General features: G+C 31.9%; 18 protein-coding genes. 17 read left to right on the top strand and 1 reads right to left on the bottom strand.

Annotation, left to right across the window (positions count from 1 at the left end; all coding sequences use genetic code 11):
* Positions 1–68 precede the first annotated feature (68 nt).
* From HM992_RS01435 to HM992_RS01360, 16 genes are all read left to right on the top strand, one after another.
* Positions 69–479, top strand: coding sequence for a response regulator (locus tag HM992_RS01435; protein WP_179318341.1), 411 nt, complete (start codon positions 69–71; stop codon positions 477–479).
* Positions 479–1,018 carry a heme NO-binding domain-containing protein gene (locus HM992_RS01430; protein ID WP_179318339.1) on the top strand — a complete coding sequence of 180 codons (540 nt, stop codon included), beginning with the start codon at positions 479–481 and terminating at the stop codon, positions 1,016–1,018. The genes HM992_RS01435 and HM992_RS01430 overlap by 1 nt, the downstream gene beginning before the upstream one ends.
* Positions 1,018–3,360: a PAS domain-containing sensor histidine kinase gene (locus tag HM992_RS01425; RefSeq protein ID WP_179318338.1), complete on the top strand. Its 2,343-nt coding sequence runs from the start codon at positions 1,018–1,020 to the stop codon at positions 3,358–3,360. Before HM992_RS01430 ends, HM992_RS01425 begins: the two co-directional genes overlap by 1 nt.
* A gap of 2 nt (positions 3,361–3,362) precedes the next feature.
* Positions 3,363–4,496, top strand: coding sequence for an FIST signal transduction protein (locus HM992_RS01420; RefSeq protein ID WP_179318336.1), 1,134 nt, complete (start codon positions 3,363–3,365; stop codon positions 4,494–4,496).
* Positions 4,496–5,560 (top strand): sensor histidine kinase, encoded by a 1,065-nt coding sequence (locus HM992_RS01415; RefSeq protein WP_179318334.1) that lies wholly within the window; start codon positions 4,496–4,498, stop codon positions 5,558–5,560. Before HM992_RS01420 ends, HM992_RS01415 begins: the two co-directional genes overlap by 1 nt.
* Positions 5,547–5,864, top strand: a complete 318-nt coding sequence (locus tag HM992_RS01410) for an Hpt domain-containing protein (protein ID WP_179318332.1) — start codon at positions 5,547–5,549, stop codon at positions 5,862–5,864. Before HM992_RS01415 ends, HM992_RS01410 begins: the two co-directional genes overlap by 14 nt.
* A gap of 10 nt (positions 5,865–5,874) precedes the next feature.
* Positions 5,875–6,591, top strand: coding sequence for a LytR/AlgR family response regulator transcription factor (locus HM992_RS01405; RefSeq protein ID WP_179318330.1), 717 nt, complete (start codon positions 5,875–5,877; stop codon positions 6,589–6,591).
* 353 nt (positions 6,592–6,944) lie between these two features.
* Positions 6,945–9,545, top strand: coding sequence for a T9SS type A sorting domain-containing protein (locus tag HM992_RS01400; RefSeq protein WP_179318329.1), 2,601 nt, complete (start codon positions 6,945–6,947; stop codon positions 9,543–9,545).
* A gap of 336 nt (positions 9,546–9,881) precedes the next feature.
* Positions 9,882–10,418 carry a hypothetical protein gene (locus tag HM992_RS01395; protein WP_179318327.1) on the top strand — a complete coding sequence of 179 codons (537 nt, stop codon included), beginning with the start codon at positions 9,882–9,884 and terminating at the stop codon, positions 10,416–10,418.
* A 193-nt stretch (positions 10,419–10,611) separates the two neighbouring features.
* On the top strand, positions 10,612–10,977 hold the full coding sequence (locus tag HM992_RS01390) for a transposase (RefSeq protein ID WP_013869214.1): 366 nt from the start codon (positions 10,612–10,614) through the stop codon (positions 10,975–10,977).
* Between the two features lie 5 nt (positions 10,978–10,982).
* Positions 10,983–11,834 carry an IS3 family transposase gene (locus tag HM992_RS01385; protein WP_179321011.1) on the top strand — a complete coding sequence of 284 codons (852 nt, stop codon included), beginning with the start codon at positions 10,983–10,985 and terminating at the stop codon, positions 11,832–11,834.
* Positions 11,835–11,979: 145 nt separating this feature from the next.
* Positions 11,980–12,948 (top strand): YHYH protein, encoded by a 969-nt coding sequence (locus HM992_RS01380; protein WP_179318325.1) that lies wholly within the window; start codon positions 11,980–11,982, stop codon positions 12,946–12,948.
* Between the two features lie 26 nt (positions 12,949–12,974).
* Complete coding sequence (locus HM992_RS01375) at positions 12,975–13,553, top strand: hypothetical protein (RefSeq protein ID WP_179318323.1); 579 nt, start codon at positions 12,975–12,977, stop codon at positions 13,551–13,553.
* A 300-nt stretch (positions 13,554–13,853) separates the two neighbouring features.
* Complete coding sequence (locus HM992_RS01370) at positions 13,854–14,399, top strand: HNH endonuclease (protein ID WP_179318321.1); 546 nt, start codon at positions 13,854–13,856, stop codon at positions 14,397–14,399.
* A gap of 142 nt (positions 14,400–14,541) precedes the next feature.
* Positions 14,542–14,955 (top strand): hypothetical protein, encoded by a 414-nt coding sequence (locus HM992_RS01365; RefSeq protein ID WP_179318319.1) that lies wholly within the window; start codon positions 14,542–14,544, stop codon positions 14,953–14,955.
* A gap of 104 nt (positions 14,956–15,059) precedes the next feature.
* Positions 15,060–17,222 (top strand): hypothetical protein, encoded by a 2,163-nt coding sequence (locus HM992_RS01360; protein ID WP_179318317.1) that lies wholly within the window; start codon positions 15,060–15,062, stop codon positions 17,220–17,222.
* Between the two features lie 174 nt (positions 17,223–17,396).
* On the opposite strand, the gene HM992_RS01355 is transcribed toward HM992_RS01360, so the two are convergent.
* A complete protein-coding gene (locus HM992_RS01355; protein WP_179318315.1) occupies positions 17,397–19,439 on the bottom strand; it encodes a tetratricopeptide repeat protein in 2,043 nt (680 codons plus the stop codon).
* Positions 19,440–19,587: 148 nt separating this feature from the next.
* Here HM992_RS01355 and HM992_RS01350 point away from each other — a divergent pair, with 148 nt between their 5' ends.
* Complete coding sequence (locus HM992_RS01350; RefSeq protein WP_179318313.1) at positions 19,588–20,850, top strand: oligosaccharide flippase family protein; 1,263 nt, start codon at positions 19,588–19,590, stop codon at positions 20,848–20,850.
* Positions 20,851–20,929: the final 79 nt, after the last annotated feature.

Here is a 20,929-nt window from a genome sequence, read left to right as displayed (position 1 = left end):
ACCGAATTATAAAATGCAATCTCGTCAATTGATTTATCTTGCCATGATACATATAAATTTAGTTGTAAATGAAAACCCTCAATATTTTACTTATAGAAGATGATATGATTGAAGTGATGAAGCTTAATAGAGCTTCAAGTTCACTTCAATTAAATCAAAATATTACAGAAGCCAATAATGGTGAAGAAGCTTTAAGTTTACTTGAAAATAAAGATAGTTTACCCGATATTATATTGTTAGATTTAAACATGCCAAAAATTAGTGGTATTGAGTTTTTAAAGATTTTAAAAGCAGACGATAGATTAAGATATATTCCTACTATTATATTAACCACTTCAAATAATCAAAGAGATTTATTAGAGTGTTATAAAATAGGGATTGCTGGTTATGTCTTAAAACCATTAAAATACGAGGATTATGTTTCTAAAATCGAAAAATTATTGTCATATTGGAGTATTAACGAATTAATTACCGCATAATGAAAGGAATCGTATTTACGGAATTTTTAGATCTTGTAGAGGAGAAGTTTGGCTTAGAAATGGTGGATAGAATTATTTCAAGTTCTGAGCTAGAATCCGAAGGAGTTTATACGTCTGTTGGTACGTATAGCTTTTCTGAAATGTTGCAATTACTGCAGCATCTTAGTGAAAATACAGGAATTTCAATAGATAATCTACTTTTAGTATATGCAGAGCACTTTTTTAATGTGATAGAAAATAGTTACCCTGGGCTTTTGGCAACTTATAAAGATCCAATAGAGATGATTTCATCAATAGAAAATCATATTCATGTTGAGGTTAGGAAAATTTATCCAGATGCAGAGTTACCAACGTTTGAAGTCATAGAGAAAACAGAGAACTCATTAATAATGGACTATAAATCGAGCAGAGCTATGCATCACTTTGGACTCGGTTTAATGAATAAAACATTCGAGCACTTCAATTCTACGGCAACGATAGATTTAGAAAAAATAAAAGAAGACGGCACCCAAGTACGATTTACTATTACTAAAAATTAATGAGCCAAGAGCAAGTAGATATACTAAAAAGAGCGCTAGAAAGAGAAAGGAAAGCGAGAAAAGCCGCTGAGAAAATTCTTGAAGAAAAATCAAGAGAGCTCTATTTTACTTCACAACGATTAGAAAGTCTTCTAGATGAAAAGTCCTCTCAACTGCAAGGGGTTTTCGAAAATATTATTGATGCTTTTGTGCTAATGGAAATTAATGGTACCATTTTAAAATTCAATGATGCTGCCACCAAATTATTTGGTTACGATATTAAAAATGATGCTGTTAATGTTTTAAGTCTGGTTCATAAAGATGATTACCAGTATGCCATGGCCTCTTTTGAACAACTTAGAACAAAAGGCTACTTTAAAAACTACGAAGCGAGAATTTACACAAAATCTAAAGAGGTTAAATGGGTACATATCAATGCGAGTTTAGTGTATGATAGAGATAATAAACCCATTGCAGCCCAAGGAATTGTTAGAGATATTACTCAAGAAAAAGCCTTAAAAGAAGAGTTAGAAGAACAAAAAAATCAGTTGAGTATTATTATTAATAACTCACCGATTGGAATCTCACTTTCCAAAACCGGCTACTCAGGTTTACTGCAAATTAATCAGTCATTAATTGATATGTTGGGGTATTCTTCAGAGGAACTCAAAACAATGCGAATTCAAGATATTACGCATCCCGATGATGAAGAAAGGTCTAAAAAAGCAAGGACACAATTAGTTAATGGAGATATTGATAAGTTTCGCTTAGAAAAACGATACATTAAAAAAGATGGTAGCATTTTTTGGGCAAAGACCAATGTTACTGCGGTAAGAAATAGTTCTGGAGCTATCGACTATCAAGTAGCAACTATCGAAGATGTCTCAAAAGAACGCGAAGCCAAAGAAAAATTAATTGAGTCCGAAAATAGATTAGCCACACTAGTTTTAAATCTAGATAGCGGTATTATTTTAGAAGATGAAAATAGAAAAGTGGTACTTACCAATAATAAGTTTTGCGAGCTTTTAAATTTTGATAGACCTGTTGAAGAAATTTATGGTATGGATTGTTCTGATGCTGCACAACAAAATAAAGTGCTCTTTAAAAATCCAGAAGCATTTGTAGAACGAATGAATGCCATTGATGAAGCAAAAGTTGAGGTTATAGGCGATGAGTTAGAGATGCAAGATGGTAGAATTTTAGAGCGAAATTACCTGCCTATTATCATTGGAGAACAATCAAAAGGATTTCTATGGACCTTTACAGACGTTACTTTAAAGCGGACTTACCGTAAACGTTTAGAAGCCCAAAAGCAAAAATATTATAGCATTATTGCCAACATGAATTTAGGATTGGTAGAGGTAGATATCGACGAGAAAATTCTAATGGTGAATCAGAGTTTTACTGAAATGTCAGGTTACGATGAGGCTGAATTGTTAGGGCAATATGCGAGCACTATATTTAATACCGAAGAAGCAAAGGATACTATTGCTAGTGAAAACGAAAAGCGAAAACGAGGCGAATCTAATTCTTACGAAGTTAAAGTTAAAACTAAAACCGGAGACGAAAAGTATTGGTTTGTCAGTGGCGCACCAAACTATGATATGAATGGAAGTGTCGTTGGGTCTATAGGTGTTCATATCGATATAACAGCATTAAAAACCTTAGAGCTTCAAAAAGAAAAATTACTACTAAAATTAGAACGAAGTAATGACGAACTTCAAGAATATGCGCACATTGTTTCTCACGATTTAAAATCACCATTACGAAGTATTGATGCTTTGGTAAGCTGGTTAAAAGAAGACAATAAAGGGAAGTTAGACGATATGAGTATGCGCAACTTTGAACTCATTGAAGCCACACTCGAAAAGATGGAACAGTTGATTTCTGATGTGCTCGATTACTCAAGTGTTGGCACTGAATCAAATCAAAAAGAAGCGGTTGATTTAGAAAAGAAACTGAGCAATATTCTATCTATGCTTTACGTGCCAGAGCATATTCAAATTAAGGTTTTAAAACCACTACCAACCGTACAAGGAGATGCTACCAAGTTGCAGCAGTTGTTTCAAAATTTAATTAGTAATGCCATTAAATTTATTGATAAAGAGGAAGGAAAGATTAGCATAGATTTCGATGATTTAAAAAGTCATTACAAATTCTCAATTACAGACAATGGTATGGGCATTGAGAAAAAATACCATGATAAAATTTTTAAAATCTTCCACGCTTTAAATAAAAGTAAGGATTCTACAGGAATAGGATTATCTATTGTTAAGAAAATTGTGGACTTACATGAAGGTCAAATATGGCTAGAAAGTGAACCAAAAGTTGGCACCACATTTTACTTTACCCTTAAAAAATAACGATGAAAACAGTACAATTAGTTAAACACGCCAATGAAGATTGGGTATATATTGGTGAAAATCAAAAATTACAAAATCCTTTGGTTATCGTTTTTGGGAATCGACTTTTGTTAGAATCGACTTCTATTTATGAAGAGATTAAGGCATTATTTCCAGATGGACATATTGTTTTTGGTTCGGCTTGTGCTGAAATTTCTTCAAATACAGTGAATGAAAATAGCATAACGATAACGGCTATCGAATTTGAGAGAAGTCAATTTACCATTAAGACCAGTAATGTCCTTAATACCGATTTAGACAGCTTTAAAACCGGAAATGATTTAATTCAACAGTTTCCAGAAGACGGTTTAAAATATGTATTTGTTGTTTCGGAAGGGAGTTTTATCAACGGAAGCCAGTTGACCAAAGGCATGAGTGCACCTAGTAATAATAATCTTTTAATTACAGGGGGTTTGTGTGGTGATGACACCCGATTTGAAAAAACCTTAGCGTCCTATAACGAAAATCCTAAAGAAGGCGAGTTGGTTGCTATTGGTTTTTATGGCGACTCTTTAGAAATTACATTCTCTATTCATGGTGGATGGACGCCTTTTGGACCCGAAAGAACCGTAACAAAATCAGAAGGCAACGTGCTTTATGAATTAGATGGCCAGCCAGCTTTAGATTTATATAAAACCTATTTGGGAGATAAAGCCAAGGATTTACCTGGTGCTGCTTTATTGTATCCGTTAAATGTGAAATCTACAGGCGATGAACAATCTATTGTACGTTCTATTTTAAATATAAATGAAGACGACAACGCCGTTATTTTAGCAGGTGATATAAAAGAAAATTCTAAAGTGCAATTAATGATGACTAATGTCGATAATATTGCAAATGCCTCAGAGCGTGCTGCGAGACAGGCCTTAGAATTTAGAAAAAATAAACCCGACATTGCTTTTTTAGTCAGTTGTATTGGTCGTAAGTTAGTTTTAGACCAGCGTGTAGAAGAAGAAATTGATGAGGTCATAGAAATTTTAGGCGAAGGCACAACGGTAACTGGGTTTTATTCTTACGGAGAAATAGCACCTTTTCATGGAGAAACTGCTTGCCAATTGCACAACCAAACTATGACGATAACATTAATAAGTGAATAATGAATTCGTTATTAAAGCGGCAAATACGAAAATATTTAAGTGAAGATTTAAAAGCGAATAAAGACTTAGAAAAATTTCTTTCTGCGGTGGATAGTTCTTACGATAATTTTGATGAACAATCGTCCATGATTCAAAGAGCCATGTCTATCAGCTCTGACGAATTATATGCGGCAAATAAAAAATTACAAAACGAAGCTAAAGAACAAAAAGAACTTATAGATAAATTAAAAGACGTTATTAATACTCTAAAGTTTTATAATCTTAAGGATGATGAAAAAGCAGATGCCGTACAGTTAACGGGCTCTGAATTGGTTGATTTTATTGATGATCAAACCAAAGAAATCATTGAGATGAATAAACAAAAGGAATCGCTTTTAAATGAACTTGCGCATCAGAATCAAGAGCTTAGTGATTATGCGCACATGGTTTCCCACGATTTAAAATCCCCTTTACGAAGTATAGATACTTTGACGGCTTGGTTAAAAGCCGATTATAAAGATGCTTTTGATGCGCATGGCGAAAACACACTGAATCTTATTAGAACGAATGTCGAAAAAATGGACACCTTAATTAACGGTATCTTAGAATATTCGACCATTGGCAAAGATCAGATGGAAGTTTACGATGTGGATTTGAATAAGTTGGTCGATAATATTTTAAGCATCATTCAAGTTCCTAGACATATAAAAGTGACAAGGACAGATTTACCCATTATTAAAGGAGATAAACACCGATTACAACAATTATTTCAAAATTTAATAGGAAATGCTATTGCTTACAATGATAAAGACCAAGGTACGGTAGACGTAAGCTTTGCAGATAAAGGTGAGTTTTGGGAATTTCAGATTAAAGATAACGGCAAAGGTATTGAAGATATCTACTTTGAGAAAATCTTTAAAACATTCGAAAAGCTTGAAAACAATATAGAATCGACTGGAATTGGTTTATCTATCGTTAAAAAAATTGTAGATTTATATGGTGGTAAAATCTGGCTAAACTCAAAAATAAATGAGGGTACTACTTTTTACTTCACATTAAAAAAACAACCTCATGGAGCAGCCTAATTTATCGTATATTCATAGTATGTCTGAAGGAGACAAAGCCTTTGAACAAAAGTTAATTGCTATTATAAATGCAGAGTTTCCAGAAGAAAAGAAGGAGTACTTTAAAAATCTTGCCGCTAAAAACTACAAACTTACTGCAGGAAACGTTCATAAACTTAAACATAAAATTAGTATTTTAGGCCTTGAGAAAAGTTATGAGACTGCAGTAGCATTCGAAACTAATTTACTAGAAGGCAGTACAACACTTCAAGACGAATTCGAATCTATTCTAACGACCATGACTAATTATTTACAACAGTTATAATTAGGAACGCATGAATTGTATTATTATTGATGATGAGGCTACAGCAAGAGCAATCATAGGGCAGCTGTGCTCTAACGTAGATAGCTTAACTGTTTTAGAAGAATTTCCTAATGCCATGCAAGCCATAAAATATTTAAATCAGAATGAAATTGATTTAATATTTTTGGACATTCATATGCCCGATTTTACCGGCTTCGATTTTATTGAAACTTTAAAAAATCCACCAAAAATAATTCTAACCACTTCAGATCCTAATTTTGCGATTCAGGCGTTTGAGTACGATTGTATTGTGGACTATCTAGTAAAACCCATAACACCAGCACGTTTTCAAAAAGCCATTCAAAAAGCGGAAGCAACACCCAATAAATCTTCTCATACTGATGAGTCGTCTTCAGAAAAAGTAGAAAGCAGTTCTGGTAACGATTTGTATGTGAATATTGATAGACGTTTAATAAAAATTGATATTCCAAGTATTTATCTGGTAGAAGCAAAGGGAGATTATATTCATGTGAAAACTGAAGATAAAAATTACACGGTGCATTCAACCTTAAAAAAGATAGCCGATAAACTTCCTGATAATATCTTTTTAAAAGTACATCGTTCTTACATTATTAATGTCGATAAAATTATTGATATCGAAGATAATAGTGTGCTAATAAAGAAAGATGTTATTCCTGTGAGTCGTTCTAACCGACCAGAACTTATGAAACGTTTAAACTTGCTGTAATCTTAATAGTTACAGATTTTAAATAACCATTGGTCGTCACAAAAACGTCATCCGACGACCTTAAGATTTCAGTCAACGAAATAATAAAATTATATAAACAATAGTCCATAATTTTGACCCATGTTCATCAGATACGTGGTTAATAAATGATGATTAATTGATGGTTTAGTTTTAAGAGCAAAAGAGCAATCCTTTGCTCTTTTTTTATGCTCATTTTTTTGAAAAACACCATAAAAACCACTCGTCGATAGTAAATAGCAAACCAACGTGCTAGCGTTTGTAACAATCGAAAAATAAAATTTAAGGGAGCTTAATCCTTTAATTTTGTTTCAGAATCTAATAAGAAACAGAATATGAAAACTTTTTACACTTTTAAAAATCAATTACTTCTTATCGTTTTAGCGGTATTTAGTTTGAATAGTCAAGCACAAGATATTCCTTTTGATTGCGATTATAATGCTTATTTATTTCAGTATAATGATGTCTATGCAATTGATTTAGCATCTGGTAACTCGTATATGGTAGCAGAAGATATTATGCCAGGTAATATTAATGGTACAGCCTATAACCCTGCCGATGGTTTTATTTGGGGGTATTTAAAGTCTCCGTCAAAAACAATTGTTAAAATTGGTAAAAACTTTTCAACCACATCGTATTATATAGATGAATTATCTGATGGTAGCAAGTATATCGGTGATATTAGTGCTGATGGTATTTATTATTTAAAAGGTGGTGGTGCATCGTATTTTAAAATAGATTTAAACCCAGAATCAGAAAACTATACGCAATACCAATCCACTGCGACCTTATCTCAGAATATTACTATTCACGATTGGGCATTTAATGCTGTAGATGGTCAATTATATGCCGTAGAAAAAACAAGTAATATTCTATACCGTATTAATCCAGAAACAAGTGCGGTTACCGCTTTAGGTGTCGTACCAATCTTATCGGGATTATCATATACTTATGGAGCGGTATACTTTGATAATGAAGGTCGTTTCTATGTTTCGGCTAACGAAACGGGAACTATATATGCAATACAAGCCGTTCAAGATTTAACAGGACTAAATGTGATTGATGCTAATTTATTCGCTTTCGGACCGTCTAGTTCTAGTAATGATGGAGCACGTTGCCCAACAGCACCAGTATTACAAGAAATTTGTGATAACGGGATTGATGATGATGGCGACGGACTTATAGATTGTGAAGATCCTTCATGTTCTGGTTTTGGAATGTGTGATGTGATTGAAGCACCAACATCGAGTTCAAATTCTGGTGGATTAGAAAGTAACAGCAGATTGTCTGAGCAAATTAATGCACGTAACTTTAAAAGAGCAAAAACAGGGTATAAATTTAATGCGGCAAAAGCACCTAAAGTAAGACGTAGTCTTACGTATGCTAGCAAAAATGCTAATTCTAGTTTTACATTACAAGATTTTGTGCCATTGACAAGTATTAATGAAGATGAAGCTGTTGAAGCATCACCATCAGATTTAATAGGTATTACGAATGCGACTGAAATTTACGCAGTAGATTACTTAAAAAACAATAGTGCTGTGGCTTCAGTTTTAGCTTTAAAAACAGAAAACGGTGTTTACGAACATACCAAATACATTTGCGACCGTTTGTTAGGAGCCGAATTAATTTCAGTATCTACCATAGATATCAACGAACAACAATTTATTAAATCTATAATTAAAAATGCAGATGGCACCTATGAATTTGTATTAAGCCTATCTGCCAAAGTGGTGAATAATGATGCTAATTTTGCTGTAGAGAGCCATTGGAATTTAGACCAATACGAAGCCGATGTGACCTTCTATAATTTCCAGATTTGGTCTAATACCATCGATGATTTATATACGCTAGGACAAGAAGTGTTAAACTTATTAGACATTCAAAAACCTATTGAAAGTTATAACAACTCAACACCACCAACTGTGTTTGTGAGAAAAGGAAGTTATACCAATGGAGGTTTAGATTTACAGATCATTAATACCAATGCTACAGAGAGCGTGACTTTAGACGCAGGTTACCGCAACACGGAAACAGAGGATTTTGATAATCTTAACGCAACTATCGATTTAAACGGAAACTATATTACCAACATCAGAGTTGATACTGGAAGCCTTTTTGATATCGGGTTTAGAATTGGAGATGGTATGGCAACACCAGATGATTTATTTATGTCTGATGGCCCTTGGGGAGTTGATGATTCTCAAGACGGAACTGAGGTTAGCTTATACAATGTGACGAGCAATGACTTTGATTTTGAAAACACAGATTACCCGATAGAACGTAATGTAGAATTAAATGCAACAACCAATACTTATGTTGGGGTCTACAGAGCATTAACACCACGCTTTAAGGCTGTAGATGTTACCGATTATAACAGTTTTAAATTTAGTGCAAGTGGTACAGGAAATCTTGAAATCACATTTGTAAAAGAGAGTATAACCGATTGGGAAGCGCAGTATAAAACAACGGTGGCTTTGACCAACGCCCAGCAAGAGTTTACCATTAATATTGAAGACTTACAAAACAACACCACGAGTGCAGCTAACTTAAATGATGTCGTTACCTTAGTCTTTACTATGGTGTCAGATGATGGCACAACAGCATCTAAAGTATTAGATTTGAGAAATATCCGTTTCTCACAAACTAGTGCGTTATCGGTGAGCGATTACCAACAAGATGTTGCTACGCTGACGGCGTATCCTAATCCAATGACCACGCAGACGACAATACAGTTTACTGCAAATCAAAGTGAAACTGTACAGTTTGTAATGTACGATCAGTTAGGGAAGCAAGTTTATAAGCAATCTTATAGCGCTGTAACAGGAAAAAACAATATAGAAGTGACACGAAATCAGCTAACTTCAGGCTTATATTTCTGTAGAATTATAAGTAGTCAGTTTAACTATGATACGTTTAAATTAATTATTAAATAACCCTTAGATTTAATAGTTCGGCATTAGGCAAAAGCGAAAGCTTTTGCCTTTTGTTTTTTGTGGTGGTTTGGTTTTTATTGGTATATTTAGGAATCAAGTTTCATTTAAATTAGTATTTTACATGAATTTGAAACAATTAAAAAAAACCGCATATATAAGAAGGATATAGACAATTGATTATATCTAATTGTTGGCAAACATTTGATGAAAAAATCGCATTCAAACATATTGATAATACTAATTCTATTTCTTAGTTGTAATAACAATGAAAATATTGAATTGAATTGTACTTCTTCATTGAATTACATTGAGAGAAATGGGAAAGTCGATAGCACTATGATTGATTATATTAAAAAAGATTATTCCAGAACTTACAATATTGAATTTATTTCCAAAAATGATACATTATTCGCTTTTGGCTCAACTTTAGAAGAAAATAATAAGAATTATCGTTTGGGACCTAATTTAACTTCTAAGATACGTTCGAATTTTGAGTTAAATTGTACTAAAAAAATTATAATTCATCAGAATGAAATTAAATATTCATTTTGTTACTCAGATGTTATTAATTTTCTTGACAAACAAATTAAAAAGAGTGAAAAAGATGTGTATTATATAAATCATATAGGACAAAAAGAAAATTTATTTAACCAAATAAAGGAAAGTGAATCAATTTTCTACTGCGATTCCTTTATATATGACTTACTAATGAATTTACCTTATAATGCATATGATAAATACACTAAAATGCAAATTCCAAAAATCATTTTAAGTGATTATTATTCTGGTTGGTCTGGAGGAAGCGAATATTTTTTGTTAGATTATAAAAATGACACTATTGCTAATCACGAATTTCAAAGATGGGTAAGGTAATAAAAAACGATTTGCCAACACCGTGTATAATTAATTGCTTTTTAAGTGCTTACTTGCGAAAATTCCTGCGGAATTTTCACAGGTTCGTAAATGTTTATTAACTTAGTTGCTTAACCACGTAACTAACCATACACAAAACCGTTATATGCTATTTTGACCCGTCCTGAATAAAGGCTACATAATTTTAAACATTATGTACAAAAATGACAAAGTAATTAGACGGTATTCAGAACCATTTAAACTGAAAATTTTAGCGGAACTTACAACCGGAAAACACACAAAGAGCGAACTTTGTAAACTATACTCTATTGCACCTACAACAGTCAATGAGTGGATTAAAAAGTATAATCGTAAAGACTTAATGAACACCAGAGTAAAAGTGGAAACGAAAGACGAAATATCTAGAATCAAAGCATTGCAAAAAGAGAATGAAAAACTTAAAAAGCTACTGCTTAAAAAGGATCTGGATGCAATGGTAGAGGAATCTTATCTTGAAGTAGCTGCAGAAAAATTAGGATATAAAAATGTTCAGCAACTTAAAAAAAAACTCAATATCTAGCTTTTATTAAAACTAGAAATAGAGCTAAGGGATTTGCTTCTTTATCTACTATAGCAAGTTGTTTTGGACTTAAACGTGATGCGTATTATAAATACAAATCTAGAGCTGATAAGCGTTTAAAACTAGAACAACAGATTATAAACATAGTCAGTAAAAAACGCAAATCCCTTCCTCGAGAAGGCGTACGTAAACTCATGAAATCATTAGATGATGAGTTTACAAAAGCCAACATTAAAGTTGGTAGAGATATGCTATTTAATGTCCTTAGAAAACATAATATGCTAACACTTAGAAAGAAAACTAGTGCAAGAACAACGAACTCGTATCATCGTTTTTATAAATATAAGAACATTATAAAAGACTTAGAAGTTACTAGAGCTAACCAAGTTTGGGTATCTGATATTACATACATCAGAACCGTAAAAGGGTTTTGTTATCTAGCCTTAATAACAGATATGTATTCTAGGAAAATTGTTGGTTATGATCTTAGTGATAGTTTGGAACTAAAAGGGTGTGTAAGAGCACTAAATAAGGCCATATATCAAGCCAAAAACATTAAACAACTTATTCATCATTCAGACAGAGGCATACAGTATTGTAGCAATCAATACACGCAAATACTAAAGAGAAAAAAGATAGATATCAGTATGACTGAAGAAAATCATTGTTACGAAAATGCCATGGCTGAGCGTGTAAACGGTATCTTAAAAGACGAGTTTTATCTCGACCAGACCTTTGATAACGTAGCACACGCTAAAAGAGCTGCAAAAAATGCAATTAATTTATACAACGAAATAAGATTACATTTATCTTTAGACTATAAAACACCAAATATGGTATATCAATTATCAGCGTAAATTCAATTTTTAACCTGTAGCCATATTTCAGGACAAGACATTTTAAAAACGAAAACCTCGTAAAATGTAAAAAAAACTAACTTGCACAAGTTCTTTAGAGAAAGGACATCTAAAAGAATAATATATATAATTAAAAAATAAACTTATGAAAATTAAACTAATATCAATGCGCTTTATTACATTAGTCTTATCATTTTTTGTGATATCTTTAGGTATGGTATCTTGTAATACTGATGATGACTCGGATACAGATACAGACATTACTGATTGTGTTCAACAAGACTTGGCAGAAGGAAGTGGTGTTTGTGATACACAATTAGCTTTTGATTCATCTGTATCAATTAGTATTGATGGATCTGATAGGATTATCACAACTAATAGTATTCCTGATCATTTAGTAGGGACCTTTATTAATGGAGATATTACCGAACAGAATGAAACTTATACAATAACTACAAATCCTGTACTTACGGGAAATTTAACTTCGCTAGAGGGCAATAATGGTCCTGAATATATTTTTGGAATCTTGTTAGACGGTGTAGAATTAGACCCTATTGCAGCTGAACCTTGGCCACATAGTAATCTTGGAGTTATGGATCCTGATGTAAATTGGGATTGGAATTTAGAAGCATTAAATGTTCCTATAGGTTTAGACTGTAACTACTCGCATGTTCAACCTACTGGTAAATATCATCATCATGGTACACCAACATTATATGATTTAGTTGCAGATGCAGACGGAACTGAAATGGTACAAGTTGGATGGGCAGCTGATGGATATCCTATTTATTATAAATACGCATATACAGATGCTGATGATAGTAGCTCTGCTGTTATAGAAATGACCTCAAGTTATGAATTATTAACAGGTGATAGACCTGGAGATGGTGTATCGGCACCTTGCTCTGAGTACAATGGTGCATATTCTGCAGATTACGAGTATGTTGATGGACTTGGAACTCTTGATGAGGCGAATGGAAGAACAGGTGTAACCCCTGAGTTTCCTAATGGTACATTTTATTATATATTGACTGATGGTGATTCTTTTCCAAGTATCCCAAGATACTTTAGAGGAACACCTTCTGATGACTTCCAACAAGGGCCAGGGAATTAAAAAAAATCTTAAAAAACGAATCAAATATGTATAAATTATATTTATCATGTTTATTCTTTATCATGTGTATACCTTTTACGTATGCACATGATTCTGATATAGCTTATTTTGATATCACAACAGAAGGTACTCAAACTATAATTCATGCTGAATTTTCATGGAGTATTAGAAATGCTTTAATTGCATTCGATTCTAATTATAATAATGCTAAAACAATAGAAGAAATTAATGACATATTTTTGCGTTACACCAAAGAAAAGTTAAAAATTTTTGACACAAAAGACAAACAATTACATTTATTAAAAGTTGTTCTTGAAAAGAATAATGAAGAACATAACCATGCCACACGTTACACATTAATATTCGAGGGTTCAGATATTAGTAAAGTTTCAAACACCATGATGTTTGAACAGAATAACTCTCAAAAAAACTATCATTGGTATTTAAACAAAGACGGAAAAAAGGAAGAAGCAATTACAGACAACACTACTTCATCTTTTAATATCACCACAGAAACTAGTAGTTATTTAAAATATTATTTAATTATTGGTGCAATACTGTTGTTAGGTTTACTGATTTTTTCTTTTAAAAGAAAGACAGCATAAATTGTAATAAAATAGAATTTGTGCTAATTATAGTAAAAGATTCTATTAATTTTTAAGAACCAAATTAGATTGAAAGTTGTACTTGTGGAAAAAAATTATGTTATGATATCTGTGAAATTGAATAAACTACTGATTAAACAGCATATAACACCGTGTATAATTAATTGCTATGTTCTTCCCTACTTGCGAATATTCCTGCGGAATATTCACGGGTTCGTGAAAGTTTACTAAATTAGTTGCTTAACCACGCAACAAACCATATACAACAACGTTACCCAACATTTAAGACAAACATCGAGAATGATACGAAATTATTGGAATGAAGAATGGAAAGAGATCGTATTTGATGACAAGATTTCTGAAAATGAAAAATTTAAAATATCAAATTACGGCAGAATTATAAATTGTAAAACTGACGAGGAATTTTTGGTTAAAAAATACTTTATAAACGGATATCAGAATTTACCAGTAAAACAAAAAAAGAACGGAAAACAGACCAGCAGATACGTACACAAACTTGTTGCGGAACATTTTCTGAAAAAAAATGACGGAGTCTGTGTTATTCATCTGAATTATGATAAAACCGACAATCGAATGGAAAATTTAAAATGGGCTACGAAAAGAGAAAAGGAATTGCATCAATTCAGCCATCCAGATTGGAACGAAATTGTAAAAAAAAGAAGTAAAAATATTGGTAAACTGAACGCGGGAAAAGTAAAAATTATCAAACGCCAATTAAAAAATAAAAATAACAGGCTTAAAATGATTGCCAAACGTTTTGGAGTTTCTGATATGCAAATACATAGAATAAAAACAGGCGAAAATTGGAGTTCTGTAACTGAATAAAAAACGTTGGGTAACACCGTGTATAATTAATTGCTTGGTCACTGCCGACTTACGAACATTCCTGCGGAATATTCTATCTGTGATTTATTTGCTAAATTAGTTGCTTAACCACGCAGCTAACTATCACAAACACGTTGCACACATGCGAACAACCCACTCAAAATTGATAAAAAAGATATTAATTGGACTTCTAATAATCGGATTTTTTATTTTTATGACAAACTTTGATGTTTTTGGCGAACCAACAGGAACTGTATTGAAAGTGGAATGTGATTATAAAGGGTTGCGTAAAATTAAATTGACTGAAATCAGTGGAAATGCAACCACGAATAGGTCGTTGCATATTTATGCAACTGATTGCAATAATAACAATGCTATACCTGAACCAATCTTCGTTGTTGATGTTCCTTTTGTAAATCGAAATGATGTGAGTTTTAAATGGAAAAACTTTGATACGTTAACTATCAAATATGATAAAAGATTAAAAATCATCAAGCAAAAAACGGTATCGGAATCAATAAATCCAAAAATAATATTTGAATATATAACTAAATAAAGGGCTAGTCTACAGCACAGTATATAGCAAATATTGCGTTCGGTGGTTTAAGAAAGTTTAGTGCGATTTACCAACACCTCTAAATTTTTAATTTGGCTTTTAAGATGAATAAAATGAAAAAAAGCGAGAAAATTCTAATTATTGTTATTCTATTTCTTTTTCTCGGAGTTTTAGTATTCGGGCATCATTTTACTACACCTCTATTAATTAGCACCTTTATTCTAAGTATTTGCTACATATTAGGTGGCTTTTATTTTTTAAATTATCAAAATGATAAAGACAAACTAAAGATATTAGCAGGAATAATTATAGGATCTGCTCTAGGTGTTTTTACATTTACATTATGGCTTCCCGTCTCTATATTTAGAAAGATTTTAGTCTCTATAAATATCATATTTTCAATTATATTAATTGGATTATGGATTTACAATAAAAATAATTTTAACAAAAACTTTAAACATATTTTTTTTAGGTCTGTAGTTATAGCTGTTTTTACTTCATTTTTTTCTTTTTCTAGCATTCATTTTAATACTTACAGGGATTTCTTATTAAGAATGCTAAAACCTGATTCTAGTTTATCGAACAACTTATTAATGTTTGAAAAAATTGATGAGTATGAAGACTTTATGAATTTAAAAAAATATGACCTTGCTATTGTTAAAGCCAATGAAGCAATAATATATGGAAAAAAATGGAGAGATTACGACACTTTGTATTATCAAGATTTTTCTGGTGCATATGAATTTTTGTCAGATGCTTATATAGATTATGGAGATGAGTTTTTTAATAAAAATGATTTTAAGGATGCCTTATCTAATTATATAAAAGCAGATAGTATTTTAACACATAAAGAATTTAAACCTAAATATGTAGAATCTACAGAAGGTGATATATATTGGAATCGTTATAATCTATTATTAACATATAATAAACTTTTAGATTATGACGCTTATGATTCTGAACTTGATTATTTAGTTGATAATTATTTAAAAGTAAAAGATTCTTTTGATATCGACTATCATTACATATTAGAAAGTGCGTCTAATAATTATTATACACGTTCATATTACAGTGATGCAATAGTACTAAATAAAGCCTCTTTAACGATCTTAAATCAAGACAGCATTAATAATATAAATTTATTTAAGAGCACCTATGTTCGATTAATTAAAAATTATTTGATAACAGATAGCACGGAATTGGCAAAAACATATTTAAAAAAATATGAAAAAATTACTTCAAATAACGACTGTCAATATTTATTTTACAAAACTAGAATTCTACAGAAAGAGAATATCAAAGAAGCTTTAGAGTTTGCTGAAAAAACTTGCATATGTTTTGAGCAAGAAAATAAAAAATTAAGTTTATTTTTTTCAAATTTATTATTATTAACATTAGAACTTGAAAACTCAAATTATAAGAACTTTGAAAAGCAAATAAAAATTACTCAAGATTTAGTTTCTCAAACTGATAATAAAAGCTATAATCAGTCATTTATAGATGAACTTTTAGGTTATTATAATTTTATAAAAGGTAATTATATTGACTCAAAAAAGTATTATGTAAAAGCTCTTAATAATCCTAAAAACAATGAAGAAGTCCGAAATAATTCAATCGAATTAAAAATAGCCCAAATAAATGACGAGCTAGATATTAATTATGATAGAAGTAATCTTAACTTAAAGATTATCAAATTTTTGTCAGAGTTTGAGAGCAATTACCCAGGGACTACAACTTTTCATAACGATTTAGGGAATATTAACATTGGATTTAATACAAAACTATCTGACTCTGTTTTTAAAGTAACAATTGAATGCTATAAAAATTTCGGAATAAGTAAATCTTCTAACTTAGGAGTTGCTTACAATGGTTTAGCAACAAATCAATTTCATCTTAAAAATTATAAAAAAGCGGATTCATTATATACCATTGCACTAAAAAAGCTCAATGAATTTTATGGCAAACAACAGAATGTAAATCAACTTATATGTTATTCTAATATTGTTGAATTAAAATTAAATGAAGAAAAATATGACCAAGGTTTAGATTTCTTAAACAAAGCCCGCTTAACGAAAATAAATTGTTTCAATAAAGAAGTTACAATATATGATGCATTTTTACTAAATTTAGAAGGAGACCTAATTAAAGGGAGTACAAAAGACATATCTCTATCAACTGAAAAATATAATCAAGCATTGAATATCGCAAAAAATTATTTTGATGATAATCATAGATTTATAAAAAAACTCAAGAATAAAATAGAATAATAATGCACTAAAACACCGTGTGTAATTAATTACTAGATCACGCCTACTTATTAACATTCCTGCGGAATATTGCTTCGCCAGTTCGCTGCGCTCAGGTTTATCTATGATTTATTTGTTAAATTAGTTAATTTATCAGGCAACTAACCATACACAAAACCATTTCCCAAAACCAACTTACTTCATAAACTGCCATTTAAAACGTAAGCCAACTTCAGTAAATGTGAAACCTGCAGCCGTTGCAGAGGCAATATTACTATGGGTGCCATACACATTTAATAAACTACGTTCTGAGAATTTATAACCAAATGCTCCTTGAAAACGATACGTGCTTTGTTTTTCATCGTCTTCAATAAATTGGTAACCATAAGCCGCCGTTAAATTGTAAAACCATGATTTAGGTTTTGAGCTGTCTTCATTCTTAATCACGTTCATAAACACCTCATACACATTAAATTTTTCTGGGCTAAAGTAAATGGTTGGTACTTGTTCTTTAAACGTAATGTGTTGATAATTCACACCCACTTTTAATGCTGGTTTTGGCAGTAAGTTATAATACAATGAGGTAAATAATAAGTTTCTTTTGTTCCCGTCATTTTGTGACGTGTGCATGAGTTGTGTAAACCAACCTAAGTTAAAATTAGTACTTAAGTTATAGTTAGCGTAGTAGTTGTTTTGTACCAATTCTTGATCTAGTAATTCGGCATTAAAACTTTCAACCTGACGTTTGTAACCAATATCTAAGGTCTGACGTTTAAAAGACTTGATATTAAAAGAAATGTCAGTCAACAGTTGTGTGTAATCGGTGCTTTCTGCTTTTGCAGCGGTAATGCCTGCGGTACCCTTAAATGTAATACTTGGTAAAAGTTGGTAACCTAACCCTAAGGATAAATTGTTAGAATTGGCGCTGACATCCGTTACAGTATTGCTCGTAGTTCTGTAATTGTAATTTCCTAAAAGCTTAAACTTAGTAGATAAAGGAAATTCTACAGCGTTAGAAAAAGCGAAGGCTTTGTTATCACCATTATCATAGGTATGTGATGCGCTAGATTCTAAAACGGGCGCAAAGTTGTTATCTAATTTACTGATAAAGTTAACCGCATCCTTTTGGTTGTCGTAAAATTTTAAGGTGTTTTCTGCTGAGGTATAGGCATCATCATAATATCCTAAGGCTTTTAACACGTTGGCTTTTCCTAAGTTACCATCAAACGACGTGCTATCGTTAGCCAAGATTGTATTGTAATCCTTTAAACTTTCTTTAAAATTACTTTTATAAATGTTTAAAGTGGCACGTAAGGCCAATGCCCAATTTTCATTGGAGTGTTCTGTATTTAAAGTGTCTATTAAAGTGGTTGCCGCTTTGAATTTTTTATTCCAGATTAAAGCTTGTGCATAACGTTCTGTGGTTTGTTGCGTAATATTACTGTCTGTAGTTGCGGTTAAACTCTTATAGGCTTCAGTACTTAATTCTAAAGCTTTCTTTTCTTTACCATTTAAGTGTTCTACTAAAGCCAAACCGTTTAAAGCAATAATTTTATGCTCTGGTTGTTCAGCCAAACGGTTGTACATGGTTTTCGCACTGTCGAGTTTATTCCATATTAAATAGAGATTTGCTAAGTTTAATAAAGTGTCTTTATCATCACCAAATAATTCAAGATTTTTGGTTAAAAGTAGTTCAGCCTTATCATAATTTTGAGCTTGTTGGTTTTGGTACGCATAGCCTAAATAGATATACTTTTTAGAGACTAAAGCATTTGGGTTGCCTGGTGAAACTTCTAAAGCGTTATTCACCATGGTTAAAGCCGCTTCATATTCTTTTAAGTTAGAAAGGGTGTTGGCAAAACCTAATAACGCAGCAAAACTCTTTGGGTCTTCATTCACTAAACCTTGGTAATACACTTTAGCATCGGTAAAGTTGCTATTCCATAATAAGGACTCACCATAATTTAGTTTTACTTCAAAATCATTTGGATAATCCGCAAGTAAGTCAGTGAATAAGGTATAGGCTTCTTCGGGTTGTCCATTCAGTCCAATAGCACGACCATAACACAAACGTGCCGTCTTATTATTAGGATAGTCCTTTAATATGGTATTAAAAAATGTTTCGGCCTGCTTGTATTTTCCGGTTTCTAAATAGGTAAAACCCTCTTGCATGTTTTGTGCTGACGCACTACATACGATAAAAAATAAGGCTACATTAATAAGTGATTTCAAAGTCATAATTTCTCTTTGTTTAACTAAGTGCAAGTTACGGCGCATATGTCCTCCATTCATCTACAGCAACATGCCATCCATCGAAATATAAAGAACATACATGGAAATACCTTGGATATTTGCGTCAGATTTAAACGAATAACCATTAAAAATTATGCAATTATTAACTTTAATCAAGTCTAGAAAATTAACGCCAGAACAGTTATTTATGGTCAGTGTTTTGGCCGTTAATGGTGGTAACTATCTATACAATCTTATATTGGGTCGTGTATTAGGACCAGCACAATTTGCAGATGCTGCAGTGCTCATTACATTTTTATTGGTACTCTCTTTTATGGCCATGACGTTTCAATTGGTGACGGCAAAATTTTCCGTGTTGTTCGAGAATGCGGTGTTTACAAACTTTATAGCTAAAGTGTACCAGCAGGCCTTTGTTGTTGGCGTATTATTAGGACTCTTGATTATTATGTTTTCATCGCAATTAATGGCCTTGTTTAATACCTCATCGTCTACCATGTTTATCATTTTTGGTTGTGGTGTACCACTTTACTTTTTAATGAGCGTGAATAGAGGCGCCTTTCAGGGGAAAAAATCATATAAATCCTTATCGATAACCTATCAAGGTGAAATGTTAAGTAGACTGATCATAACCTTGGGTTTAATATTTCTATTTAATATACAATCATCAGCAGTCATTGCTATAGGTATTGTAATCTCTTTTGTTTTTGGAATGTTTCCTTTTAAAATGAAAGACATCACGCTAAAGAAAACAAAACCATTAGCGCAAGATTATAGCAAACAAATTAAAAACTTCTTTTTGTTAACAGCGTTCTATGAGCTAACACAGATCATTATTAACAACAGTGATATCTTATTAGTAAAACATTATTTTGAATCTTACGAAGCCGGTTTATATGCATCATTAGCCTTAATTGGTCGTATTGTATATTTTATAGCTTGGATGTTTGTGATGTTATTATTGCCAGCTGTCGTTGAGTTGAAAAAAGAAGGCAAAGAAACGGCTTCCGTTTTATTTAAGTATGTTGGTTACATTGCTGTGATCTCTATCATTATTGTATTAACCTGTTTAAGTTTTCCAGAATTAATAATTAAAATACTTTTTGGTGAGCACTATATTGCCATGGCACCACTTTTATGGAAATATGCCATTGCCACGTCTATGTTCGCTATATCTAACATCTTCGCGTATTATTATTTGTCTTTAGATAAATACGTGCCAGTGATTATTTCTGGTGTCTTCGGTATGCTACAAATGCTATTAGTCATCTTTTTTCATGATAGTTTAGAACAAGTAGTGCATATGCAAATTGTTGCAATGACTTTGTTGTTAATCATACAGTTAGGGTTTTTTAAGCTTGAAGTATCGACTCAGAAAAAAGCTTTATCTAAGGATTAATTCCATTCGTCTACACTAAAAGTCGCCCTATCGAAACTCTCAAAAATCTGCCGAATAAAACCTCAAATTTGCATTGTAA

Source organism: Winogradskyella helgolandensis, assembly GCF_013404085.1.
Taxonomy (GTDB): Bacteria; Bacteroidota; Bacteroidia; order Flavobacteriales; family Flavobacteriaceae; genus Winogradskyella; species Winogradskyella helgolandensis.
The sequence above is the reverse complement of the archived record's forward strand: the minus strand, read 5'-3'. Positions and strand labels throughout refer to the sequence as shown.

Bases quoted from the DNA above. Each gene is read 5' to 3' on its own strand.
- HM992_RS01435 (WP_179318341.1), top strand. From the start codon at position 69: ATGAAAACCCTCAATATTTTACTTATAGAAGATGATATGATTGAAGTG.
- HM992_RS01430 (WP_179318339.1), top strand. From the start codon at position 479: ATGAAAGGAATCGTATTTACGGAATTTTTAGATCTTGTAGAGGAGAAG.
- HM992_RS01425 (WP_179318338.1), top strand. From the start codon at position 1,018: ATGAGCCAAGAGCAAGTAGATATACTAAAAAGAGCGCTAGAAAGAGAA.
- HM992_RS01420 (WP_179318336.1), top strand. From the start codon at position 3,363: ATGAAAACAGTACAATTAGTTAAACACGCCAATGAAGATTGGGTATAT.
- HM992_RS01415 (WP_179318334.1), top strand. From the start codon at position 4,496: ATGAATTCGTTATTAAAGCGGCAAATACGAAAATATTTAAGTGAAGAT.
- HM992_RS01410 (WP_179318332.1), top strand. From the start codon at position 5,547: ATGGAGCAGCCTAATTTATCGTATATTCATAGTATGTCTGAAGGAGAC.
- HM992_RS01405 (WP_179318330.1), top strand. From the start codon at position 5,875: ATGAATTGTATTATTATTGATGATGAGGCTACAGCAAGAGCAATCATA.
- HM992_RS01400 (WP_179318329.1), top strand. From the start codon at position 6,945: ATGAAAACTTTTTACACTTTTAAAAATCAATTACTTCTTATCGTTTTA.
- HM992_RS01395 (WP_179318327.1), top strand. From the start codon at position 9,882: ATGATTGATTATATTAAAAAAGATTATTCCAGAACTTACAATATTGAA.
- HM992_RS01390 (WP_013869214.1), top strand. From the start codon at position 10,612: ATGTACAAAAATGACAAAGTAATTAGACGGTATTCAGAACCATTTAAA.
- HM992_RS01380 (WP_179318325.1), top strand. From the start codon at position 11,980: ATGAAAATTAAACTAATATCAATGCGCTTTATTACATTAGTCTTATCA.
- HM992_RS01375 (WP_179318323.1), top strand. From the start codon at position 12,975: ATGTATAAATTATATTTATCATGTTTATTCTTTATCATGTGTATACCT.
- HM992_RS01370 (WP_179318321.1), top strand. From the start codon at position 13,854: ATGATACGAAATTATTGGAATGAAGAATGGAAAGAGATCGTATTTGAT.
- HM992_RS01365 (WP_179318319.1), top strand. From the start codon at position 14,542: ATGCGAACAACCCACTCAAAATTGATAAAAAAGATATTAATTGGACTT.
- HM992_RS01360 (WP_179318317.1), top strand. From the start codon at position 15,060: ATGAATAAAATGAAAAAAAGCGAGAAAATTCTAATTATTGTTATTCTA.
- HM992_RS01355 (WP_179318315.1), bottom strand. From the start codon at position 19,439: ATGACTTTGAAATCACTTATTAATGTAGCCTTATTTTTTATCGTATGT.
- HM992_RS01350 (WP_179318313.1), top strand. From the start codon at position 19,588: ATGCAATTATTAACTTTAATCAAGTCTAGAAAATTAACGCCAGAACAG.